This is a genomic window from Entomohabitans teleogrylli, assembly GCF_001484765.1.
Classification (GTDB): Bacteria; Pseudomonadota; Gammaproteobacteria; order Enterobacterales; family Enterobacteriaceae; genus Entomohabitans; species Entomohabitans teleogrylli.
This window is the reverse complement of record NZ_KQ947382.1, coordinates 56,246-76,556: the sequence shown is the minus strand read 5'-3', so window position 1 is coordinate 76,556 and position 20,311 is coordinate 56,246. Positions and strand designations below refer to the sequence as shown.

Here is a 20,311-nt window from a genome sequence, read left to right as displayed (position 1 = left end):
ACTGGTACGGAGAATGCCATGACAGATAACACAACAACCCACCCTTCCGGCGGGCAATTCGCACCTGCCGCAGAGCCTATCGCGACGACCGTGGTTCACACATCGCCCGCAGACATCCACACGGCGGAAACCTCTATCCCTTCCCAGGGCGACAGTATGCCCGCCTGGTTCGCCCGGCCTAAACATGCCGAAGGTCCTTTGCCGGTGGTGATCGTAGTTCAGGAGATTTTTGGCGTTCATGAACACATCCGCGATCTGTGTCGCCGACTGGCGCAGGAAGGCTATCTGGCCGTGGCGCCGGAGCTCTACTTCCGTCAGGGCGATCCGAATGATTACGCGGATATTCAAACCCTGTTCAGCGGACTGGTTTCCCGAGTGCCCGATAACCAGGTACTGGCCGACCTCGATCATGTCGCCAGTTGGGCGGCGCGCAACGGCGGCGATGCACATCGCCTGATGATCACGGGCTTTTGCTGGGGCGGGCGTATCGCCTGGCTGTATGCCGCCCATAACCCGCAACTGAAAGCTGCGGTGGCGTGGTACGGGAGACTGGTGGGGGATAAGACGCTGAATACGCCGAAGCAACCGGTGGATATCGCCGTCGATCTCAGCGCGCCGGTGCTCGGGCTATATGGCGCGCAGGATACCGGTATTTCGCTGGAGAGTGTGGAGACCATGCGCCAGGCGCTACGCGCCGCCAACGCAAAGGCGGAAATTATTGTCTATCCGGAAGCCGGCCATGCGTTTAACGCCGACTATCGCCCCAGCTATCACGCCGAATCGGCCAAAGACGGCTGGCAGAGAATGCTGGCATGGTTTGCTCAATACGGGCAGGAGAAACGCGCCTCTCAGTCGTGATTGACGCAAAACCGCGGGCAGGCGGATACCTGCCCGGGTTTATATTACCCCTGGCGCAGGTTGCGCGCCGCTTTCACCATGTTTGCCAGCGCGGCGCGGGTTTCCGGCCAGCCGCGGGTCTTCAGACCGCAGTCCGGGTTGACCCACAGACGCTGCGCTGGTATACGCAGCGCGGCTTTCTTCAGTAACGCCTCAATCCACGCCACATCGGGCACATTCGGTGAATGAATGTCATAGACACCCGGGCCAATTTCATTCGGATATTCAAACTCTTCGAATGATTCCAGCAATTCCATGTCAGAGCGCGAGGTCTCAATGGTGATCACATCCGCATCCAGCGCCGCAATGGAATCCATAATGTCATTAAATTCGCAGTAACACATATGGGTGTGGATCTGGGTGTCATCCTGCGCCACCGCGGCGTTGATGCGGAAGGCTTCCACGCCCCACTGCAAATAGGCATTCCAGTCGCTGCGTCTGAGCGGCAGACCTTCACGCAGCGCCGGTTCATCGATCTGGATAATCCCGATTCCGGCGGCTTCCAGATCCGCCACTTCATCGCGCAGCGCGAGGGCAATCTGTTTGGCGATGGTTTCCCGGCTCACGTCTTCACGTGGGAAGGACCAGCAGAGAATCGTTACCGGGCCGGTCAACATGCCTTTTACCGGTTTATCGGTCAGGGACTGCGCGTACTTCGCCCACTCGACGGTGATCGGCGCCGGGCGGCTGATATCGCCAATCACCACCGGCGGCTTCACGCAGCGGGAGCCATAGCTCTGCACCCAGCCGTTCTGAGTAAAGACAAAACCGTCCAGATGTTCGCCGAAATATTCCACCATGTCGTTACGCTCGGCTTCGCCATGTACCAGCACGTCGAGGCCCAGCCGTTCCTGTTCAACAATCGCCTGCTTAATGTGCTCCGCGATGCCGGTGCGGTAATGGTTAGCGTCAAGGTTGCCCTTTTTAAAATCCAGACGCAGGCCGCGAATTTCTGTGGTTTGCGGGAAAGAGCCGATAGTGGTGGTCGGCCAGTCCGGCAGGTTAAAACGTGCGCGCTGCGCCTGTGCGCGTAGCGGATAAGCGCTGGCACGCTGGCTGTCCCGGGCGGTTATCGCCGCCAGACGCCGCTCCACTGTCGTATTATGAACCCGCGTTGAATGGCGACGTGCCTGAATCGGCGCGCTCCAGGCCGCAAGCTGCGTGGTATCACCGCTGTTCAGGGCATCGCGCAGCAGCGCCAGCTCGCCGCATTTTTGCAGGGCGAAGGCGAACCAGCTTTTCACTTCCGCATCAAGACGGGTTTCCACGCTCAGGTCAATCGGGCTATGCAATAAAGAGCAGGAAGAGGCCACCCAGAGTTCCCGCTTCCCGACGAGATCTTTAATCCGGGCATATTTTTCTGTCAGATCGGCACGCCAGACGTTCCGGCCATTTATCAGCCCCGCGGACAGGACCCAGTCAGCCGGTAAACGTTGTTGCAGTTCCGCCACATCATCCTTGCCGTGTACCAGATCGACATGCAACCCCTGTACCGGCAGAGCGGTAATGGTATCGAGGTTATGCGTCACCCCTTCAAAATAGGTAGTCAGCAGCAGTTTTACCTGGCCCTGCAGCGCGTCACAGGCCGGTTTAAAAGCCTCCAGCCATTGTTGCGGGAGCTCCAGCACCAGCGCCGGCTCATCAATCTGTACCCACTCAATACCCCGCTGCGCCAGTTCAGCCAATACTTGTTGGTAAACCGGCAGAATGTCCTGCAACAGGCTCAGGCGGTCAAACTGTTCGCCCTTCACTTTCCCCAGCCACAGATAAGTGACCGGCCCGAGCAATACGGGTTTCACCCGATAGCCCAGCGCCAGCGCTTCGTCCACTTCCTCAAGCAACTGGGTCCAGGTCAGCTTAAACTGCTGGCCTTTGACAAACTCCGGTACCATGTAGTGGTAGTTGGTGTTAAACCATTTGGTCATTTCCGCCGCCGCCGCTGGCTCGCCGGTCGGCGCCCGGCCGCGGGCAATACGGAACAGGGTATCGATATCCACCGATCCATCGTTGTTCTGATGACGAGCCGGCACATTGCCAAGCAGCAGGCTGGTGGTCAGAACATGGTCGTACCAGGCAAAATCGCCCACCGGCAGCAGATCGATGCCCGCCTGCTTTTGCTGTTCCCAGTGGCGCGCCCGCAATTCACGGCCTACCGTCAACAGTTGTTCACGGGAAGCGTTCCCCGCCCAGTAGCTTTCCTGGGCTTTTTTCAGTTCGCGACGCAGACCAATGCGGGGAAAGCCAGGGGTGTGATTCAGGATTGTCATTCTTAAAACCTCATAATTTGTCATCCGAAGGATTTCGGATTCAGGGAAGGCGGCAAACTTGCTTATCCCCCGGAGCCGGCATAAGTCAGTCACGGGATCGGCAGGCGCAGCCAACGCGCCATAAATTCGAAACACACAGGATTTAGACGTCCAGATGTTTACACCGCTATAATTCGCAAGTACTGTATCTTCCTCAAGCGCAAAATGTTCATGCCGAAGTGAAGGACTTTCATGATCGAAATTAAACACCTGAAAACGCTGCAAGCGTTGCGTACGACGGGTTCGCTGGCCGCCGCCGCCGCGATGCTGCACCAGACCCAGTCCGCCCTGTCTCACCAGTTCAGCGATCTGGAACAGCGCCTTGGCTTCCGGCTATTTGTGCGTAAAAGCCAGCCGCTGCGTTTTACGCCGCAGGGCGAGATCCTGCTACAACTGGCAAATCAGGTGCTGCCGCAGATTAGCCGCGCGCTCCAGGCCTGCAATGAGCCGCAGCAAGCCCGACTACGCATCGCAATTGAATGTCATAGCTGTATTCAGTGGCTAACCCCGGCGCTGGAAAATTTCCGCGCCAGCTGGCCGCAGGTCGAAATGGATTTCAAATCCGGCGTGACGTTTGATCCTCAGCCCGCACTACAACAGGGTGAACTGGATCTGGTGATGACATCGGATATTCTGCCGCGTAGCGGGCTGCACTATTCGCCGATGTTTGACTTTGAAGTGCGGCTGGTGGTAGCCCCGGATCATCCGCTGGCCGGCACAACCCAGATAGCGCCGGAAGATTTAGCCAGTGAGACGTTGCTTATCTATCCGGTACAGCGCAGCCGGCTGGACGTATGGCGCCATTTTCTGCAACCTGCCGGCATTAGCCCGGCGTTGAAAAACGTGGATAACACCCTGCTGCTAATCCAGATGGTCGCCGCCAGAATGGGCATTGCCGCTCTGCCGCATTGGGTGGTGGAAAGTTTTGAGCGCCAGGGCCTGGTGGTAACCAAAACCCTGGGGGACGGTTTGTGGAGCCGCCTGTACGCCGCCGTACGCGACGGCGAGCAGCGCCAGGCGATTACGGAAGCGTTTATTCGCTCGGCGCGCAATCACGCCTGCGATCACCTGCCGTTTGTACGCAGCGCGGAGCGACCCAGCGGCGATGTACCCAGAGCGAGGCCAGAATCACCGTCCCTCCGGTAATAAAACTCGGCCAGTGGGGCTGCTGCTGCCAGATAGCCAGATTCACCAGCAGCCCGGCAGGTACGTGAACATTGTTCATAATCCCCAGCGTTCCGGCATCGACCTGTGTGGCGCCATAATTCCACATAAAATACCCCAGACCGGAAGCCACCACGCCCAGCCAGACCAGAATGCCCCACTGTAGCCCGGTCTGCGGCAGCTTTTGCGGATTACCCAGCGTAAACCAGGCCGCCACGGCCACCAGAAAGGCGCCGAGGTAAAACCACGAAAATGCGCTGTGCTGCGGCATTGGATGAATCTCCATCAGGCGCTTGTAGCCCACCATCCCCATCGCAAAGCTGATATTGGCCAGTTGTACCAGCAACAGCCCAAACCAGAAATGGTCGCTCAACTGGTCATAGCGAATGATCGCCGCTCCCGCTACCGCCAGCAGCGCGCTCAGCGCATAGCCCCAGCGCAGCGGTTGCCGACTAAGGAGATCGTAAATCATGGTGATATAGAGGGGAGTGAAGACGGTAAACAGCAGGAATTCTGACACCGACAGATAGATAAAGGCCCGGAAACTGAGCAGATACATGATACCAAGCTGCATCGCCCCTACCAGCATATACATCAGGATCACCCGCCAGCTCTGGCCGCGGGTTCGCAGGAAAGGCAAAAACACCAGCGCGGCCAGACCAACCCGTACCAGTACGGAAAAATAGCTGTCCACGCTACCGGCGAGATATTCGCCAATCAGGCTGAATGAAAACGCCCACAGAATGGTGGTAATAATCAGTAACGCCACAAGGGGATATCCACTGAAAACAGGGATCCCCATTGTAGCGAAGCACCAGCCCCTCGACCTGACTATTTAGTTGACGACTGTACTTTTAGTAATCAGTCGTCAATATCAACCCGCGATGCCGAACAACTTGCGCAGATAATGCGGCACCGCATCATCGGCATTAGTGCCAATAACCTCTAGATCCGGCAGCAGATCTTTCAGGCGCTGATGCGCGTTAGCCATAATGCAGCCTTTGCCAGCCATGCTCAGCATCTCTTTATCATTCATGCCGTCGCCGAAGGCGATACAGGACTTAAGGCCGTAACCCATGGCCGCCGACACCGCTTCCAGCGCGTGACCCTTCGAAACGCCGCCGGCCATGATCTCCAGGCAGGTCACCGTCGAGAAACTGACATTCACCCGATCGCCCCAGCGGGCGTTAATCGCCTGCTCAAGCGGCAACAGCTTTTCATGACTTTCGCAGGTGAAAAAGACTTTGCTGACCCCTTCCGGCTCCAGCAGACCCGGCTCAAACAGCGCATAACTGAACGCCGCTTCCTGAAAATATTTCATCTCTTCCGGGCGGTGGCGGTTCATAAACCACTCATCGTCACGGTAAACATTGGTCACAATATCGGGATCATTGTGCATCATGCCGAACAGATCGGCGGCGATATCGCGATCCAGGTTATGAGCAAACACCAGATTACCGCTGGTATCGTGCACCCGGGCGCCATTAGAGGTAATCATATAAGCTTCAATGCCGAGGTTACCGCGGATCTGCCCGACATCAATATGATGGCGACCGGTCGCAAAAACGAAATGGACGCCGCGGGCGGTAAGTAATTTCAGCGTTTCTTTGGCATAGGGCGTAAGCCGATGATCGGGGGACAGCAGCGTGCCATCTAAATCAGACGCAACAACCTGATACATAAGATAAATTCAACCTCTGGTGGTCAATCGCCTGGCGGTTACGAACCGCCGGACGGTAGCTTAATAACGCGCGAAAAAGTCAACAATGGCATTCAGCGCGGCGGCGCGCATCGCGTCCTTTTCAAACAGGATCTCATGGTACGCGCCTTCAATAACATAAGGTTTCCCCCCCTCACAGGGGTGGCCCGCCGCGGCCTTAATCGAACAGAAGCGATCGTGCATACGGTTATCCACCACATGATCGTCCTCTGCCTGGAGTAACAATAACGGCGGCGTAATAGCAGTGGCCCCTGCCATTACCTGCTCTCCGGCGAGAATCCCTTCCCGCACCCAGTGATACGTTGGTCCCCCCACCCGCAGCGCCGGCTCGTCGGCGTAAAAACGCAGGTTGCGGCGATAACGCTCCCGGCTGTGTGTCAAAACATTGACGCTGAACGGCAACGCCAGCCAGCGCCCGGTACCAATGGCATAGCCATCGCGAAAGCGCGGACGCTCTTCCGCCCAATCGAGAATATGGCGCACCATCCAGTCCGGCAGGCGAATGATAATGCCGAACATCGGCGCGCACAGCGCCACGGCGTCCACCACCTCAGGATGGCGCTGGATAAACAGCGCACTGATCGCTCCCCCCATGGAGTGCGCCAGGATAAAGCGCTGTTTCCACGGGCCGGAGGCGACCTCCTGCTGCCAGAAGTGCTCCAGATCGTCGACATAATCGCTGAAGTTCACCACGTGACCGCGGTGACTATCCTCAAGTATTCTTCCGGAACGCCCCTGGCCGCGGTGGTCGATGATCAGAATATCGTAGCCGCAGTGGAACAGGTCATAAGCCAGTTCGGCATATTTGACGTAACTTTCAATACGCCCCGGGCAGATAACAATAACCCGGTGGTGGTTATGGCCGCGAAAGCGCACAAAACGCACCGGCACATTATCCACGCCGCTAAACTCACGCTCTTCCCGCGTGCGCCAGAAATCCGTTAGCGGGCCCATGGTAAAAGCAGCAAATGCTTTTTCCCTGCCCAGCCATCCTTTTTTATGCTGATTCATAGGCGTTTTTTCGCACCCGTGCGTAAAAGATCGCTTTTTTTGTGATTCGTGGCACAGCCCTCAACAATAGCGTATTGTGGCATAAAAACAGACGTTCAGGGAATTTCACATGACGATTGAGTGGTGGCTGGCATACCTGCTGACCGCGGTAGTCCTCAGCGTATCTCCGGGATCCGGGGCGATTAACACCATGAGTACCGCCATCAGCCACGGCTATCGGGGCGCGCTACCTTCCATCGCCGGTTTGCAGACCGGTTTGATCATCCACATTGTGCTGGTCGGCATCGGCCTTGGGACCCTGTTTTCTCACTCGCTGCTGGCGTTTGAGATCCTGAAATGGGCCGGGGCAGCCTACCTGATCTGGTTGGGTATTCAGCAATGGCGCGCCGCGGGAGCCATCGACCTCAACGCCGTGGCGCAGGCGCAGTCCCGCAGCCACCTCTACAGGCGCGCGGTGTTCGTGAACCTCACCAATCCGAAGAGCATCGTCTTCCTGGCGGCGCTGTTTCCCCAGTTTGTCATCCCCGGGGAGCCGCAGGTAATACAGTATGTGATTCTTGGATCGACGACGATCATCGTCGATATCATTGTGATGATCGGTTACGCGACCCTGGCAACCCATATCGCCGCATGGATCAAAGGACCACGCCAGTTAAAAGCGCTTAACCGGCTGTTTGGTTCCTTGTTTATGCTGATTGGCGCGCTGCTGGCCAGCGCGCGCCACGCTTAGCGGGAAATAATCAAGTGAATGCCGAAGCCGGCGAACAGCGCCCCGGCCATGCCGTCAATCCAGCAGGCCAGACGCTGATATCCCCGACGCATTGCCGGCAGGGCGAACAGGCTGGCCACCACTGCAAACCAGGCGAATGTCTCCAGCGCGATCAGTAAAAAAATCCCCCAGCGCGCCGCGGTATCCACGCTATCGCCGACAAACAGTGAGAACACGCTGCCGAAGTAGATAATCGCTTTCGGGTTGGCCAGATTGGTCAGCAGACCTTTGATATAGCTGCGGCCCCGGCGAGCCAGTTCCACCTGTGGCGCGGCGGCGTTTTCCGGCGCTTTACGCATCGCTCCGCGCAACATCTGGTAACCCATCCACAGCAGGTAAAGCCCCCCACCGACCATAATGATATTGTGCAGCCAGGCCATCTTATCGAGGATCAGATGCAGCCCCAGCAGCGCAACGCCGGCCCACACCATAACGCCGGAAGTAATCCCCAGAACCCCCATCATCGCCTCACCGCGTGAACGGCTGACGGCAGTCTGGGAAACAAAGAAGAAATCCGGCCCCGGGCTCATCAGCGCCACCAGATGCACTAACGCCACAATCAGAAATAGCATCAACATAAGGAAAACTCGCGGAAACGGTAACGTGAGAAACTATCCTGGCACGATAGACGGGCGATGACTACTACTCTTCGTCATCGCCGTCCACATGCTGGCGAATTAAGGTCATAAACGGTTTTCCGAAACGCTCCAGCTTGCGCGTTCCCACGCCGTTGACGCTCAGCATCTCCCCCGGGCTAAGCGGCATCTGTTCAGCCATTTCAATCAGCGTCGCGTCGTTAAACACCACGTACGGCGGGATATTTTCCTCATCGGCGATGGCTTTACGCAGCTTGCGCAATTTGGCGAACAGTTTGCGATCGTAATTCCCGCCGTAAGACTTCTGCATCACCCGCGGTTTGAGCGCCACCACGCGCGGCACCGCCAGCATCAGCGCCACTTCGCCACGCAACACCGGCCGGGCGGCTTCGGTCAGTTGCAGCGCCGAATGCCGGGCAATGTTCTGGGTGACCATGCCCAGATGAATCAACTGGCGGATAACGCTCACCCAGTGCTCCTGGCTTTTTTCGCGCCCGGCGCCGTAGACCTTGAGCTTGTCGTGCCCCATATCGCGAATACGCTGGCTGTTAGCCCCGCGCAACACCTCTACCACATACCCCATACCAAAGCGCTGATTCACCCGATAGATACAGGACAGCGCCTTCTGGGCATCCTCCAGACCATCATATTTGCGCGGCGGGTCAAGGCAAATATCACAGTTGCCGCACGGCTCCTGGCGCCCTTCGCCAAAATAGTTCAGTAACACCAGACGCCGGCAGGTCTGCGCTTCGGCAAAGGCCCCCATAGCGTTGAGCTTATGGCGTTCGATTTCCTGTAGCGGCCCGGCCGGCTTCTCTTCAAGGCAGCGGCGCAGCCACGCCATATCCGCCGGATCGTAAAACAGCATCGCTTCCGCCGGCAGGCCATCGCGCCCGGCGCGCCCGGTCTCCTGATAGTAGGATTCAATGTTGCGCGGAATATCGAAATGCACCACAAATCGCACGTTGGGCTTGTTGATCCCCATCCCGAACGCCACTGTCGCCACCACGATTTGCAGATCGTCACGCTGGAACTTTTCCTGCACATCGGCGCGAATCTCGCTCTCCAGTCCGGCATGGTAAGCCGCGGCGCTAATCCCGCGGCTTTGCAGACGGGCGGCGGTATCTTCGACTTTTGAACGGCTGTTACAGTAGATGATGCCCGACTTACCGCGCTGCTCCTGGACATAGCGCATCAACTGGTCGAGCGGTTTAAACTTCTCCATCAGCATGTAGCGAATATTGGGGCGGTCGAAACTGCTGATCTGAATTAGCGGATCGTCCAGCCCCAGCAGACGCGCGATATCCTGACGGGTAGTATCATCCGCCGTGGCGGTCAGGGCCATAAACGGCGTCTGCGGGAAGCGTTGGCGCAACTGGCCCAGAAGCGCGTATTCCGGGCGGAAATCATGGCCCCACTGAGAGATACAGTGAGCTTCATCAACCGCCAGCAGCGACAGGTTCCACTGGCTGAGCCGATCGATCAGGCTGTCCATCATCAGCCGTTCCGGCGCCACATACAGCAGCCGTACTGAACCATCGCGGCAACCGGCGATCACTTCAAGCTGCTGCTCGCGGTTTTGGGTCGAGTTGAGGCAGGCGGCGGCCACACCGTTGGCCTGTAGCTGATCGACCTGGTCTTTCATCAGCGATATCAGCGGCGATACAACCACCGTCAGGCCGCTGAACACCAGCGCCGGAATCTGGTAGCAGAGCGATTTCCCGCCGCCGGTGGGCATCACCACCAGACAGTCGCGCCCCGCCAGCACTGCGGAAATAATCGATTCCTGGCCAGGCCGGAACTGCTGGTAACCGAAGGTTTCCTGTAAGACCTGCCGGGCCAGTGATTCCTGATTGATAACTTCCGCCTGCGCCACACGCACTCCGCATCTGAAAATAAAAACAGGCGCTATTTTCAGCGCCTGAGCGGTAAACTGCAATGATTAAAACAGATCGTTAAGCATCACCCCGACGCCAATGCGCGTCTGGCAATAGTTGTAGTCGATCATCGATTCGCCGTAGCCGCTGTATAGCTGGGTGTAGAGGCGGACGTGACGGCTCATCGGGTAGCTGAGCCCCAGCTCGGCGCCGCCGTAGCCGGTGTTCCAGTTATACTGCCCTTTCGCGCTGATTACCGCATCGCCCAGCGCATACCCCACTTTCAACTGGTAATAGCCCATGTATTTAGTGATATCCGGGTTATCGCGGATGCTGCCGACGACATACCAGGGTTTCACTTCCACCAGCCAGTCGCCGCTCTGCGCCATCAGACGGGTATACAGTCGGTTCCAGCCGCGGGATGTCGGATCGGAACGGCCATTGGACTGGTGATTGTAACCCACTTCAATATCGCGCAACGTCCAGCCGGCAAACTGATAATCAGTGGCGAAACCGAGGAACATCTGTGGCTCATAGTTGGTTTCCCGGAACGGCGCCGAGCCTTTACTGTTAGACAGTTGCCACCAGGATTTCTGGGTATAAGAGGCCCCCAGCACCGAATTTTCGCCGAGGATCCCGCGCCACAGAGGAAACGCCAGGCTGAGCTGAAACTTCACTTCATCCTTGCGCGCCTCATTCGCCCAGTCGTAGCTGGCGATCGCCGCTTTGTTCATATTGCTGGTATAGGTATAAATCAAATAGTTGCTGTCATACGGGTAGAGCACAAACGGGTTGTCATACTCCTGCAGCATATTGGCGATGATACTGCCGCGCGGCGGCCGGGCATCCTGAATAGGCTTTATCGCCGCCTCCTGCGCGAATACTGCGCAGGGTATCAGGCCGAGCGCCGCCAGCCATCCCGAAGGGTTGCGCATAAATCATGTTCTCCTGAACAAAAAACCGGGCGAAATTACGCCTACGGAAGAATCCGGGTTATTCATCACCTTTACAAGCAATCAGAGCTACAAACGTGGGATTAATCAATTAATATCATTGAAACAAACAATAACTAACCCTACAAACCCCGAGATGGAGCCTGCTATGTCGTCCAGAATGTTGAGTGCCGAAGCGGTATTACAGCTGGTTGGCGAGATGTTCGTGTATCACATGCCGTTTAACCGCACCCTGGGACTGGAACTGGAATGTTATGAGAAGTCGTTCGCCCAGTTGAGCTTCGCTCACCAGCCGATGATGGTGGGTAACTGGGCGCAAAATATCCTGCACGGCGGGGTGATCGCTGCAGCGCTGGATGTTGCCGGCGGACTGGTATGTGTCGGCAGTACCCTGACCCGCCACGACGCCATCAGCGAAGATGAGCTGCGCCAGCGAATGTCGCGCATGGGCACTATCGATTTGCGCGTCGACTATCTGCGACCCGGTAGAGGTCAGCGCTTTACCGCGGCCAGCACCCTGCTGCGCGCCGGGAATAAAGTCGCTGTGGCGCGCATTGAGCTACACAACGAAGCACAGGTTCATATCGCCAGCGCCACCGCAACTTACATGGTGGGCTAAACCCATCAGCAACCTGGAGTATGACGAACGTATTCCTGATACAATTGCGCCACTTTTTTACATCAGGTGTCGTCAATGGATGCGCAGCAGACGCGGCAAGGGGTTTTACTGGCTCTCGCCGCTTATTTTATTTGGGGTATCGCACCGGCTTATTTCAAACTGATCTCTTATGTGCCGGCAGATGAAATCCTCACCCACCGGGTAATCTGGTCATTCTTTTTCATGGTGGCGCTGATCAGTCTCAGCCGCCAGTGGCGGCAGGCGAAAAAGATCCTCGCCACTCCACGCAAACTGCTGGGCCTCGGGCTCACTGCGGTACTGGTGGGCGGCAACTGGCTACTGTTTATCTGGGCGGTGAACAATCACCATATGCTGGAGGCCAGCCTCGGTTACTTTATCAACCCGCTGGTAAACGTACTGCTGGGGATGCTGTTCCTCGGCGAACGTTTCCGGCGCATGCAATGGCTGGCGGTGATCCTGGCCGCCTGCGGCGTGCTGGTACAGTTGTGGACCTTCGGTTCACTGCCGGTTATCGCGCTGGGGCTGGCGTTCAGTTTCGCATTCTACGGACTGGTGCGTAAGAAAATCGCCGTCGACGCCCAGACCGGGATGCTGGTAGAGACATTATGGCTACTGCCGGTGGCGGCCATTTATCTGTTCGGCATTGCCGATAGCCCCACCAGCCATATGGCGGATAATCCCTGGTCGCTGAATCTGTTGCTGATCGCCGCGGGCGTGGTCACCACGGTGCCGCTGCTGTGCTTTACCGGCGCAGCCACCAAATTGCGACTCTCAACCCTGGGGTTCTTTCAGTACATTGGCCCGACGTTGATGTTTCTGCTGGCCGTTACCTTTTATGGCGAAGTGCCCGGCCCGGACAAGCTGGTCACTTTTGGGTTTATCTGGGTGGCGCTGGCGCTGTTTATCACCGACGCGGTCTATACCCAGCGCCGCAACAGGCTGCGCTAATCTGCCGATCGTTCCCTGCCCGCGGCAGGGAACATTGTTTTAACGCCTCGGAATATTGTTTTAACGCCTCGCCCACGCAGCCCTCTTATTGACAGACACGAACAGTCGGGAATGCAGTCGCAACTGTCCGGGCCCCCCGGCAGGCGCGGCACAGAGCAACTGTCCGGCGGCTGGCAATGGGCAAAATCCATACAGTCACAGCGATTGCGTTTTTTCTCTTTATCACGCCGCTTCTCTAGCTGTTCCGCCGCCTGGCGGCAGTCGGCAAAGCGCTGGCGAATGTCTGGCCAGCCACCTGTCAATCCCTGGCGTTGAATGATCTGTTTGACGGCTTCTGAACAGCCGGATGAATGGTGTAATGCGCCGAAGGCGCAGCGGAAGCCTTTATGCGGGGAGAGATAACGTTGGTAGCCGTTAATCAGCAATATCCATACTCTGGCCATCCCGGCCTCCCTGGACAGTGCCAGGACGCGTCCTACGCCCCGGAAAACAGCCGGCCCTGCACAAACAGAGCCGGCGCCATCACGCATGGTTACTGAAGCAGGGAGATATCCGCCACTTCGAGGAACAGTTCGCGCAATTTACTGAGCAGCGTCAGTCGGTTGATGCGCAGATCTTTATCTTCCGCCATCACCATTACTTTATCGAAGAAGGCGTCCACCGGGGCGCGCAGCGCCGCCAGCTCCACCAGCGCCTGCTGATAATCACCGCGGGCGAAAACCGGTTCCAGCTTATCACGCAACACCACCAGATCGCGCACCAGCGCTTTCTCCTCCGGCTCCACCAGCGTCGCCGGATGGATATGATCGTTCAACGGATCGCTGTTCTTCGCCAGGATATTGGACACTCGCTTATTGGCCGCCGCCAGCGCCGCTGCCGCATCCAGAGTACGGAAGTGCGATACCGCCTGCATACGGGCGTCGAAATCCGCCGGACGCGTCGGACGGCGCGCCAGCACCGCCTGGATAGTATCCACCGCGTGACCTTCTTCCTGATACCAGGCGCGGAAACGGCCCAGCATGAAGTCAATCACCTCATCGACCACATTCTGATTGGTCAGCTTGTCGCCATACAAACGCACCGCTTCTTCAGTCAGCGTCTGCAGATCCAGGTTCAGGTTCTTCTCAACGATGATACGCAGCACGCCCAGCGCGGCACGACGCAGCGCAAACGGGTCTTTATCCCCTTTCGGATGCTGGCCAATGCCGAAAATACCCGCCAGAGTATCCATCTTATCGGCAATCGCCACCGCGCAGGAGACCAGGCTCGACGGCAGCGCATCGCCGGCGAAACGCGGCATATACTGCTCGTTGAGCGCCACGGCAACATCTTCCGCCTCGCCATCATGGCGCGCGTAGTGCATCCCCATAACGCCCTGGGTATCGGTAAATTCGAACACCATGTTGGTCATCAGGTCGCACTTGGACAGCAGACCGGCGCGGGTGGCGTGAGTCACATCAGCGCCGATTTCACGGGCGATCCAGCCGGACAGCGCCTCAATGCGGTCTGTCTTGTCGCGCAGGGTGCCCAATTGTTGCTGGAACAGTACCGTGGCAAGACGCGGCAGGTGATCTTCCAGACGCTTTTTGCGATCGGTGTTGAAGAAGAACTCAGCATCCGCCAGACGCGGCCGCACCACTTTCTCGTTACCGGAGATAATCTGCTGTGGATCTTTCGACTCAATATTGGCCACAAAGATAAAGTTGGGCAGCAGTTTTCCATCGCCTGTGTAGACCGGGAAGTATTTCTGGTCCCCTTTCATGGTGTAAACCAGCGCTTCCGCCGGCACGGCAAGAAATTTCTCTTCAAACTTCGCTGTCAGCACTACCGGCCATTCCACCAGCGAGGTTACCTCCTCCAGCAGGCTGTCGCTGAGATCGGCATTGCCGCCAATCTGGCGCGCCGCCGCTTCGGCGTCGGCTTTAATCTTCGCCTTACGCGCGTCGTAATCCGCAATAACTTTACCGCGCTCCAGCAGAATTTGCGGATATTGTTCGGCATTGTCGATGGTGAACTGCGGCTCGCCCATAAAACGATGGCCACGAATCACCCGATCGGACGCCACGCCCAGCACCGTCGCCGGGATCAGGTCGCTGCCGAGCAGCAGCGTCACGGTATGCACCGGACGCACAAAGTGCACATCGGAGGCGCCCCAGCGCATCAATTTGGGGATCGGCAGCTTCGCCAGCGCAGTGTTGACCATCGCCGGCAGCAGCGACTGCGCGCTTTCGCCTTTCACATGGGCGCGATACAACAGCCATTCGCCCTTATCGGTGGTCAGACGTTCCGCCTGATCGACAGTGATACCGCAACCGCGCGCCCAGCCTTCCGCCGCTTTGCTCGGTTTGCCTTCGGCATCAAATGCCTGGGCAATAGCCGGGCCACGTTTTTCTACTTCACGATCCGGCTGAGAAGCGGCCAGATTCGCCACTTTCAGCGCCAGACGGCGCGGCGCGGCGAACCACTCGACCTTGCCATGGGCCAGGCCAGCGGCATCCAGCTCCGCCGTCACATTCGCAGCAAAGGACTCCGCCAGGCTGCGCAGGGCTTTTGGTGGCAGTTCTTCTGTGCCAATCTCCACCAGAAAAGTTTTTTCAGACATGGCCGCCTCTTATTTATTACTGTTGCACATCGGGAAGCCGAGGGCTTCACGGGACGCGTAGTAAGCCTCCGCGACGGCTTTAGTCAGCGTGCGAATACGCAGAATGTAGCGCTGACGTTCCGTGACGGAGATGGCCTTACGGGCATCCAGCAGGTTGAAACTGTGGGCGGCTTTCAGAATACGTTCGTAGGCCGGCAGCGGCAGCGGGGTTTCCAGCGCCAGCAGCAGCTGAGCTTCTTTCTCGTACTGCTCAAAGCAGGTAAACAGGAAGTCCACATCGGCATATTCGAAATTGTAGGTCGACTGCTCCACTTCGTTCTGATGGAACACGTCTCCGTAGGTGGTTTTACCCAACGGCCCGTCACTCCATACCAGATCGTAAACGCTGTCCACGCCCTGGATATACATCGCCAGACGCTCCAGACCGTAAGTGATTTCACCGGTTACCGGCTTACACTCCAGGCCGCCGACCTGCTGGAAGTAGGTGAACTGGGTCACTTCCATACCGTTCAACCAGACTTCCCAGCCCAGCCCCCAGGCGCCCAGCGTCGGGTTTTCCCAGTTATCTTCCACAAAACGGATATCGTGGATCGTCGGATCCATGCCCAGCTCTTTCAGCGAGCCGAGATACAGCTCCTGAATATTATCCGGAGACGGCTTAATGATGACCTGGAACTGGTAGTAGTGTTGCAGGCGGTTGGGGTTTTCCCCATAGCGGCCGTCGGTCGGGCGTCGGGAAGGCTGAACATAAGCCGCTGCGATAGGCTCTGGTCCCAGAGCGCGCAGGCAGGTCATCGGGTGGGAGGTGCCTGCGCCGACTTCCATGTCCAAAGGTTGAACAATGGTACAGCCCTGGCGAGCCCAGTAATCCTGTAATGTCAGGATCAGGCCCTGAAAGGTCCTGGTATCAAACTTTTGCATATTCTTTCGCACGCGATACGAGTGGATTTAGGTGGAAGCGGCCAGTATATACTCAAAAGCGGTCGCGTTGCATCATGACTGCGACGCGAAGCGGCTTTGCGCCGGGTAAATCAGAAATAGCGGCAGGGAGAAATACCCGCCGCCGCAACCCGGCGGACAGCGCTTCAGCGCATCGAAAGGTGCAGAAACTGGCCGTCTTCATCAAACGAGCAGGTAAAGTCTTCGTTATGGGCGGTTATACCGCGCATTTCATAAGTGCCCTGAAACTCCTCCAGGTCCTGGATATCGATACGCTGGGGCTGCGTGTTGTAACGATGCGCCGCGCTGTCCCGGCAAACCTGCTCCATCGCGCCGGAAGGAGCTTTGCGCGCCTTGCTCTGTGCTGGTGGGGCATCAGACGTTGGGGAACTGCATCCTGCCAGCCAAAGCGCGGCGAATAGCGCCGCAAGGGGTAATTTTTTTTGCATCATCATTATGGTTCCCGATCGTCGGGCTAATCTTCGTTATAGTTTTCAGCGCGTTTCTGCGCAGCGCAGCCTGACAGCATTCTGCGTAGCCGCTGCGCCTGTGACAAGCCGCGGGCACAAAACTCAGACAAAACCACTGTGGTCGGTCATCGGTGTTCGGCACACTGGCTAATAATAAAGATGGTACAGAGGAAGCAATGGGGCAAAAAATAAACTGGATCGATAACTTACGCGGTATCGCCTGCCTGATGGTGGTGCTGATTCATACCACCACCTGGTATATCACCAATCCCGGTAACGTAAGCGCATTCAGTTGGGAACTGGCCAATATGCTCAATTCCGCATCCCGGGTCTGCGTACCGCTGTTTTTTATGATTTCCGGCTACCTGTTTTTTGGCGAACGCAGCGCGCAGGGGCGCCACTTTCTGCGCATTGGCCTGTGTCTGCTGTTTTATAGCCTTGTCGCCCTGCTCTATATCGCGCTATTCACTCGTATCAACTGGCATCTGTCGCTGATTAATCTGCTGCAAAAACCGGTGTTTTACCATTTATGGTTCTTCTTCGCGCTGGCGGTGATTTACCTGCTTTCCCCGCTGATAGCGGTGAAAAACGCCTCTCTGACGATGGTGATTACGCTGGCGCTGATCCTCGGGGTCATCGCCAATCCCAATACCGTGCCACAGACCCTGTACGGCGTAAAATGGTTGCCGATCAACCTGTTGATCGGCGGCGACACTTTTTACTATGTGCTGTACGGCCTGCTGGGCCGGGCAATCGGCACGCTGGATACTGGCCGCAAAGGCGCTACGCCGCTGACGGCGCTGAGTTTTATCCTGTGCATACTCGCCATTGCGCTGGGTACCCATGAAGAGCTGGAAAAGCGCGGTAACTTCGCCGATACCTGGTATCTCTACTGCGGACCGCTGGTCTTTATCGCCGCGCTTAGCCTGTTCACCGTTGTCAAAAACACCCTTAACCAGCGCCCGGTGCCGTTTCTGGCCTTTATATCGCGCCATTCGCTGGGCATTTATGGCTTCCATGCATTAGTGATCCACGCCCTGCGCACCCGGCACATTGAGATAGCCGCCTGGCCGGTACTGGATATGCTGTGGATTTTCAGTATCGCCGTCGGCGTCAGCCTGGTGCTTTCCACCGCGGTACAGCGACTGGATCGCCGCCGCCTGGTCAGCTAATCCGCCACCCGCAACTGCGCCCGACGCAACTGGCGCGGCGAAGAAAAACCGGCGGCCCGCGCCGCCTGTTCAGGATGCTGCCCGGCCTGCAGGCACTGTTCGGCGATCGCCAGGCGCAGTCGTTCAAGATAATCGCGCACACTCACCCCCAGATGCTGGCGGAACAATCGAGCTAAATGACGTGGACTGACGTGGACCCGGGCAGCCAGCGATGGCAAGTCCCAGTCATTGTCCGGCTGTTGGTTCAGAAGGTCCTGCGCCCGGTGTACTGCCTGATGCAGATGGTTGCGATAGCGCAGCCACGGCGACAGTTGTGGATCGTCGCCGGAACGGCGAAACCACACCACCATCTCCCGGGCAACCTCCAGCGCAACCCGGGGCCCGCAGTGCACATTGATCAGATTCAGGGACAAATCAATGCCGGACGTAATCCCGGCGCTGGTCCATATCCCGCGATCCTCCACAAAAATGCGGTTTTCCTTCACCTGCGCCCCTGGCGCCACAGCCCGCAGGCGCGGGATGACATCATGATGGCTGGTACATTGAATTCCATTCAACAGACCGGCCCGCGCCGCCAGCAGCGCACCGGAACAGACGCAAACCAGCGACAATTGCCGGCGGTGAATCGCCGGCTGGAGCGTGGTCAGCCAGCGCCGCGCGCTTTCGGCCGCCGGGGTGGCGAAATTGTGCTGGCTATCGCCGACCCCGGGCAATACCAGCAGACTACCGACAGGCAGGTTATCAGGCAGCGGTTGAATATCCGTCAACGAAAGCCCCACCGACGTGCGCACTGTTGACTGCGGCCCGACATAGTGCAGCCGGAAGGCATCACCGGCCAGCGCGAAAGTTTCCGCCGGCCCGGTAAGATCCAGCGCCAGCACGCCAGGTAACACAACAAACCAGATATCTGTCGCCATCTTCTTTCCTGCCAGGGAATATCAGTCCAGCGCTGCCAGGCAACCGTCTACATCCATCACGGTGGCAAAACGCCCATTCAGCACGGTTTCGGTACGGTGGCGCAGCGTCGCGCTATCCAGCGTTACCCCCTGCCAGCGCATCGGAAAAGTGAGCATCGCGGCGCTGACAAAGGTCACCCGATACCCCATATCAGACGCAATGCGCGCCGTGGTTTCACAGCACTGCTCAGTGCGGGTACCGCAAATAATCAGGTGATTAATATCCCTGACCCGCAGCCAGTGGTCCAGCCCGGTATCGGTAAAAGCGTTATGGACATGCTTATAGAAACTGACCGCTGGCTGATGATGCAGAAAAGGCATCGCCCGCACGTGGCCGGAGGCCAGCGAGAATGGCCCCGCCTGCGAAACGTGAAAAATATCCACCACCGGAACGCCACGCGCCTGGCAGCCGTCGATCAGCCGCAACATCTCCTGCTGAAACGCCGGAACATCCTGCTGCTGCCAGAAATCACAGTGCATGAAAGAGCACTGGGTATCAATATTCAGTAACGCACTACGGGTCATATTCGGACTCCTGATTTTGATGAGGAAGCCCTATTGTGGTGGGATTATTGACTGTGAAGAAGACCAGAATCGGACAGCAAACGACGCATTATGGACAATCGCGCCGGGCGCTTATGGCAGCCCGGCGCGTCCTGCGCTTAGTCGTGTTCCTGAGACGCCGGCATCGACAGAATGCTGTCCTCGCCTTTGTCATTGACCGCGTCGCGCACGTTCTTCTGAACGGCGATCGCGCCAAACAGGCTCAGGAAGAACGCCAGCCCATAGAACCCTTTCTCACTGAGTAGCAGTTCTGCGTTCCATAGCCCCACGGCCAGCAGCAATACGGCAACGATAAACGCCAGCAGGCAGGCGCCAAAATAGATAGGCGTGGTGGGAATATCCTCCATCCGGTCGCGCACCGTTTTCTGCAGCGAGATGGCGGCAAACAGGCCAAGAACCAGTACCGCAAAATAATAGCCCTTTTCATTGAGCTGCATTTCAGCACGCCACAACCCGATAAGATAAACCACAATACCGCCGATAAATGCCAGCCATGAAACGGCATTAAACGCCGGCGAAGTAACCTGAACAGACTTTTCCATTTAACGTTCCCTGATTGATCGATCCATTGATTAGGCTGCACGTTAGCAACCCGGCGCTCAGAATAACAGAGCGACGCAGAAACCGGCACCTGACAGAACCAGGAGTTATTCTCAATTTACTCCCCGGCCCCTGACGTAACAATACTGCGGCATGGCAAAAGAAAAAGGCCGCCCCGCAAACAGCG

20 protein-coding genes are annotated in these 20,311 nt (G+C 57.4%); 6 read left to right on the top strand and 14 right to left on the bottom strand.

Annotated elements, in window-relative coordinates:
• Window positions 1–18: 18 nt before the first annotated feature.
• Window positions 19–858, top strand: coding sequence for a dienelactone hydrolase family protein (locus AQ981_RS11065; protein ID WP_058911809.1), 840 nt, complete (start codon window positions 19–21; stop codon window positions 856–858).
• Window positions 859–902: 44 nt separating this feature from the next.
• Here the strand turns inward: AQ981_RS11065 and metE are convergent, their stop codons facing one another.
• Window positions 903–3,164 (bottom strand): 5-methyltetrahydropteroyltriglutamate--homocysteine S-methyltransferase, encoded by a 2,262-nt coding sequence (gene metE, locus AQ981_RS11060; RefSeq protein WP_058911808.1) that lies wholly within the window; start codon window positions 3,162–3,164, stop codon window positions 903–905.
• 231 nt (window positions 3,165–3,395) lie between these two features.
• Here metE and metR point away from each other — a divergent pair, with 231 nt between their 5' ends.
• Window positions 3,396–4,349 carry an HTH-type transcriptional regulator MetR gene (metR, locus tag AQ981_RS11055; RefSeq protein WP_058911807.1) on the top strand — a complete coding sequence of 318 codons (954 nt, stop codon included), beginning with the start codon at window positions 3,396–3,398 and terminating at the stop codon, window positions 4,347–4,349.
• On the opposite strand, the gene AQ981_RS11050 is transcribed toward metR, so the two are convergent.
• From AQ981_RS11050 to pldB, 3 genes are all read right to left on the bottom strand, one after another.
• The gene (locus AQ981_RS11050; protein ID WP_058911806.1) at window positions 4,237–5,136 is read right to left on the bottom strand and encodes a carboxylate/amino acid/amine transporter; all 900 of its coding nucleotides are present in this window, start codon (window positions 5,134–5,136) and stop codon (window positions 4,237–4,239) included. The two genes, metR and AQ981_RS11050, sit on opposite strands and share 113 nt — an antisense overlap.
• Window positions 5,137–5,241: 105 nt before the next feature.
• Window positions 5,242–6,048 (bottom strand): sugar/pyridoxal phosphate phosphatase YigL, encoded by an 807-nt coding sequence (yigL, locus tag AQ981_RS11045; RefSeq protein ID WP_058911805.1) that lies wholly within the window; start codon window positions 6,046–6,048, stop codon window positions 5,242–5,244.
• 60 nt (window positions 6,049–6,108) lie between these two features.
• The gene (gene pldB, locus AQ981_RS11040; RefSeq protein WP_058911804.1) at window positions 6,109–7,098 is read right to left on the bottom strand and encodes a lysophospholipase L2; all 990 of its coding nucleotides are present in this window, start codon (window positions 7,096–7,098) and stop codon (window positions 6,109–6,111) included.
• Window positions 7,099–7,207: 109 nt separating this feature from the next.
• Between pldB and rhtB the strand changes: the two genes are divergently transcribed.
• Window positions 7,208–7,828, top strand: a complete 621-nt coding sequence (gene rhtB / locus AQ981_RS11035) for a homoserine/homoserine lactone efflux protein (protein WP_058911803.1) — start codon at window positions 7,208–7,210, stop codon at window positions 7,826–7,828.
• On the opposite strand, the gene rhtC is transcribed toward rhtB, so the two are convergent.
• The 3 genes from rhtC to pldA all read right to left on the bottom strand — a co-directional run bounded on the left by rhtC (window position 7,825) and on the right by pldA (window position 11,275).
• On the bottom strand, window positions 7,825–8,445 hold the full coding sequence (gene rhtC, locus AQ981_RS11030; protein ID WP_058911802.1) for a threonine export protein RhtC: 621 nt from the start codon (window positions 8,443–8,445) through the stop codon (window positions 7,825–7,827). The genes rhtB and rhtC overlap by 4 nt on opposite strands.
• A 64-nt stretch (window positions 8,446–8,509) precedes the next feature.
• A complete protein-coding gene (gene recQ / locus AQ981_RS11025) occupies window positions 8,510–10,345 on the bottom strand; it encodes an ATP-dependent DNA helicase RecQ (protein ID WP_161969164.1) in 1,836 nt (611 codons plus the stop codon).
• A gap of 60 nt (window positions 10,346–10,405) precedes the next feature.
• On the bottom strand, window positions 10,406–11,275 hold the full coding sequence (pldA, locus tag AQ981_RS11020) for a phospholipase A (RefSeq protein ID WP_058911800.1): 870 nt from the start codon (window positions 11,273–11,275) through the stop codon (window positions 10,406–10,408).
• A gap of 166 nt (window positions 11,276–11,441) precedes the next feature.
• Here pldA and AQ981_RS11015 point away from each other — a divergent pair, with 166 nt between their 5' ends.
• Window positions 11,442–11,912: a thioesterase family protein gene (locus AQ981_RS11015; protein ID WP_058911799.1), complete on the top strand. Its 471-nt coding sequence runs from the start codon at window positions 11,442–11,444 to the stop codon at window positions 11,910–11,912.
• Window positions 11,913–11,987: 75 nt separating this feature from the next.
• Window positions 11,988–12,881 (top strand): EamA family transporter RarD, encoded by an 894-nt coding sequence (gene rarD / locus AQ981_RS11010; RefSeq protein WP_058911798.1) that lies wholly within the window; start codon window positions 11,988–11,990, stop codon window positions 12,879–12,881.
• On the opposite strand, the gene yidD is transcribed toward rarD, so the two are convergent.
• The 4 genes from yidD to AQ981_RS10995 all read right to left on the bottom strand — a co-directional run bounded on the left by yidD (window position 12,878) and on the right by AQ981_RS10995 (window position 16,877).
• Window positions 12,878–13,324 carry a membrane protein insertion efficiency factor YidD gene (gene yidD, locus AQ981_RS25995; RefSeq protein ID WP_071608874.1) on the bottom strand — a complete coding sequence of 149 codons (447 nt, stop codon included), beginning with the start codon at window positions 13,322–13,324 and terminating at the stop codon, window positions 12,878–12,880. The genes rarD and yidD overlap by 4 nt on opposite strands.
• Window positions 13,325–13,413: 89 nt before the next feature.
• Window positions 13,414–15,483 (bottom strand): glycine--tRNA ligase subunit beta, encoded by a 2,070-nt coding sequence (gene glyS / locus AQ981_RS11005; protein ID WP_058911797.1) that lies wholly within the window; start codon window positions 15,481–15,483, stop codon window positions 13,414–13,416.
• Window positions 15,484–15,492: 9 nt separating this feature from the next.
• Window positions 15,493–16,404 (bottom strand): glycine--tRNA ligase subunit alpha, encoded by a 912-nt coding sequence (glyQ, locus tag AQ981_RS11000; protein ID WP_058911796.1) that lies wholly within the window; start codon window positions 16,402–16,404, stop codon window positions 15,493–15,495.
• Between the two features lie 164 nt (window positions 16,405–16,568).
• Window positions 16,569–16,877, bottom strand: a complete 309-nt coding sequence (locus tag AQ981_RS10995) for a YsaB family lipoprotein (protein WP_071608873.1) — start codon at window positions 16,875–16,877, stop codon at window positions 16,569–16,571.
• A gap of 191 nt (window positions 16,878–17,068) precedes the next feature.
• On the opposite strand from AQ981_RS10995, the gene AQ981_RS10990 reads away from it, so the two are divergent.
• Entirely contained in the window at window positions 17,069–18,064 is a 996-nt protein-coding gene (locus AQ981_RS10990; RefSeq protein ID WP_058911795.1) for an acyltransferase, read from the top strand.
• Here the strand turns inward: AQ981_RS10990 and AQ981_RS10985 are convergent.
• The 3 genes from AQ981_RS10985 to yiaA form a co-directional block, all read right to left on the bottom strand.
• Window positions 18,061–18,981: a GlxA family transcriptional regulator gene (locus tag AQ981_RS10985; protein WP_058911794.1), complete on the bottom strand. Its 921-nt coding sequence runs from the start codon at window positions 18,979–18,981 to the stop codon at window positions 18,061–18,063. The genes AQ981_RS10990 and AQ981_RS10985 overlap by 4 nt on opposite strands.
• A 21-nt stretch (window positions 18,982–19,002) precedes the next feature.
• Entirely contained in the window at window positions 19,003–19,545 is a 543-nt protein-coding gene (locus tag AQ981_RS10980; protein WP_058911793.1) for a cysteine hydrolase family protein, read from the bottom strand.
• 137 nt (window positions 19,546–19,682) lie between these two features.
• A complete protein-coding gene (yiaA, locus tag AQ981_RS10975; protein ID WP_058911792.1) occupies window positions 19,683–20,126 on the bottom strand; it encodes an inner membrane protein YiaA in 444 nt (147 codons plus the stop codon).
• Window positions 20,127–20,311 lie beyond the last annotated feature (185 nt).

Coding starts and splice junctions, on each gene's coding strand:
- rarD (WP_058911798.1), top strand. CDS start 11,988: ATGGATGCGCAGCAGACGCGGCAAGGGGTTTTACTGGCTCTCGCCGCT.
- AQ981_RS10990 (WP_058911795.1), top strand. CDS start 17,069: ATGGGGCAAAAAATAAACTGGATCGATAACTTACGCGGTATCGCCTGC.
- AQ981_RS10985 (WP_058911794.1), bottom strand. CDS start 18,981: ATGGCGACAGATATCTGGTTTGTTGTGTTACCTGGCGTGCTGGCGCTG.
- yidD (WP_071608874.1), bottom strand. CDS start 13,324: ATGGCCAGAGTATGGATATTGCTGATTAACGGCTACCAACGTTATCTC.
- rhtB (WP_058911803.1), top strand. CDS start 7,208: ATGACGATTGAGTGGTGGCTGGCATACCTGCTGACCGCGGTAGTCCTC.
- metR (WP_058911807.1), top strand. CDS start 3,396: ATGATCGAAATTAAACACCTGAAAACGCTGCAAGCGTTGCGTACGACG.
- pldB (WP_058911804.1), bottom strand. CDS start 7,098: ATGAATCAGCATAAAAAAGGATGGCTGGGCAGGGAAAAAGCATTTGCT.
- glyS (WP_058911797.1), bottom strand. CDS start 15,483: ATGTCTGAAAAAACTTTTCTGGTGGAGATTGGCACAGAAGAACTGCCA.
- rhtC (WP_058911802.1), bottom strand. CDS start 8,445: ATGTTGATGCTATTTCTGATTGTGGCGTTAGTGCATCTGGTGGCGCTG.
- AQ981_RS10995 (WP_071608873.1), bottom strand. CDS start 16,877: ATGATGATGCAAAAAAAATTACCCCTTGCGGCGCTATTCGCCGCGCTT.
- yiaA (WP_058911792.1), bottom strand. CDS start 20,126: ATGGAAAAGTCTGTTCAGGTTACTTCGCCGGCGTTTAATGCCGTTTCA.
- metE (WP_058911808.1), bottom strand. CDS start 3,164: ATGACAATCCTGAATCACACCCCTGGCTTTCCCCGCATTGGTCTGCGT.
- AQ981_RS10980 (WP_058911793.1), bottom strand. CDS start 19,545: ATGACCCGTAGTGCGTTACTGAATATTGATACCCAGTGCTCTTTCATG.
- yigL (WP_058911805.1), bottom strand. CDS start 6,048: ATGTATCAGGTTGTTGCGTCTGATTTAGATGGCACGCTGCTGTCCCCC.
- pldA (WP_058911800.1), bottom strand. CDS start 11,275: ATGCGCAACCCTTCGGGATGGCTGGCGGCGCTCGGCCTGATACCCTGC.
- AQ981_RS11015 (WP_058911799.1), top strand. CDS start 11,442: ATGTCGTCCAGAATGTTGAGTGCCGAAGCGGTATTACAGCTGGTTGGC.
- glyQ (WP_058911796.1), bottom strand. CDS start 16,404: ATGCAAAAGTTTGATACCAGGACCTTTCAGGGCCTGATCCTGACATTA.
- AQ981_RS11065 (WP_058911809.1), top strand. CDS start 19: ATGACAGATAACACAACAACCCACCCTTCCGGCGGGCAATTCGCACCT.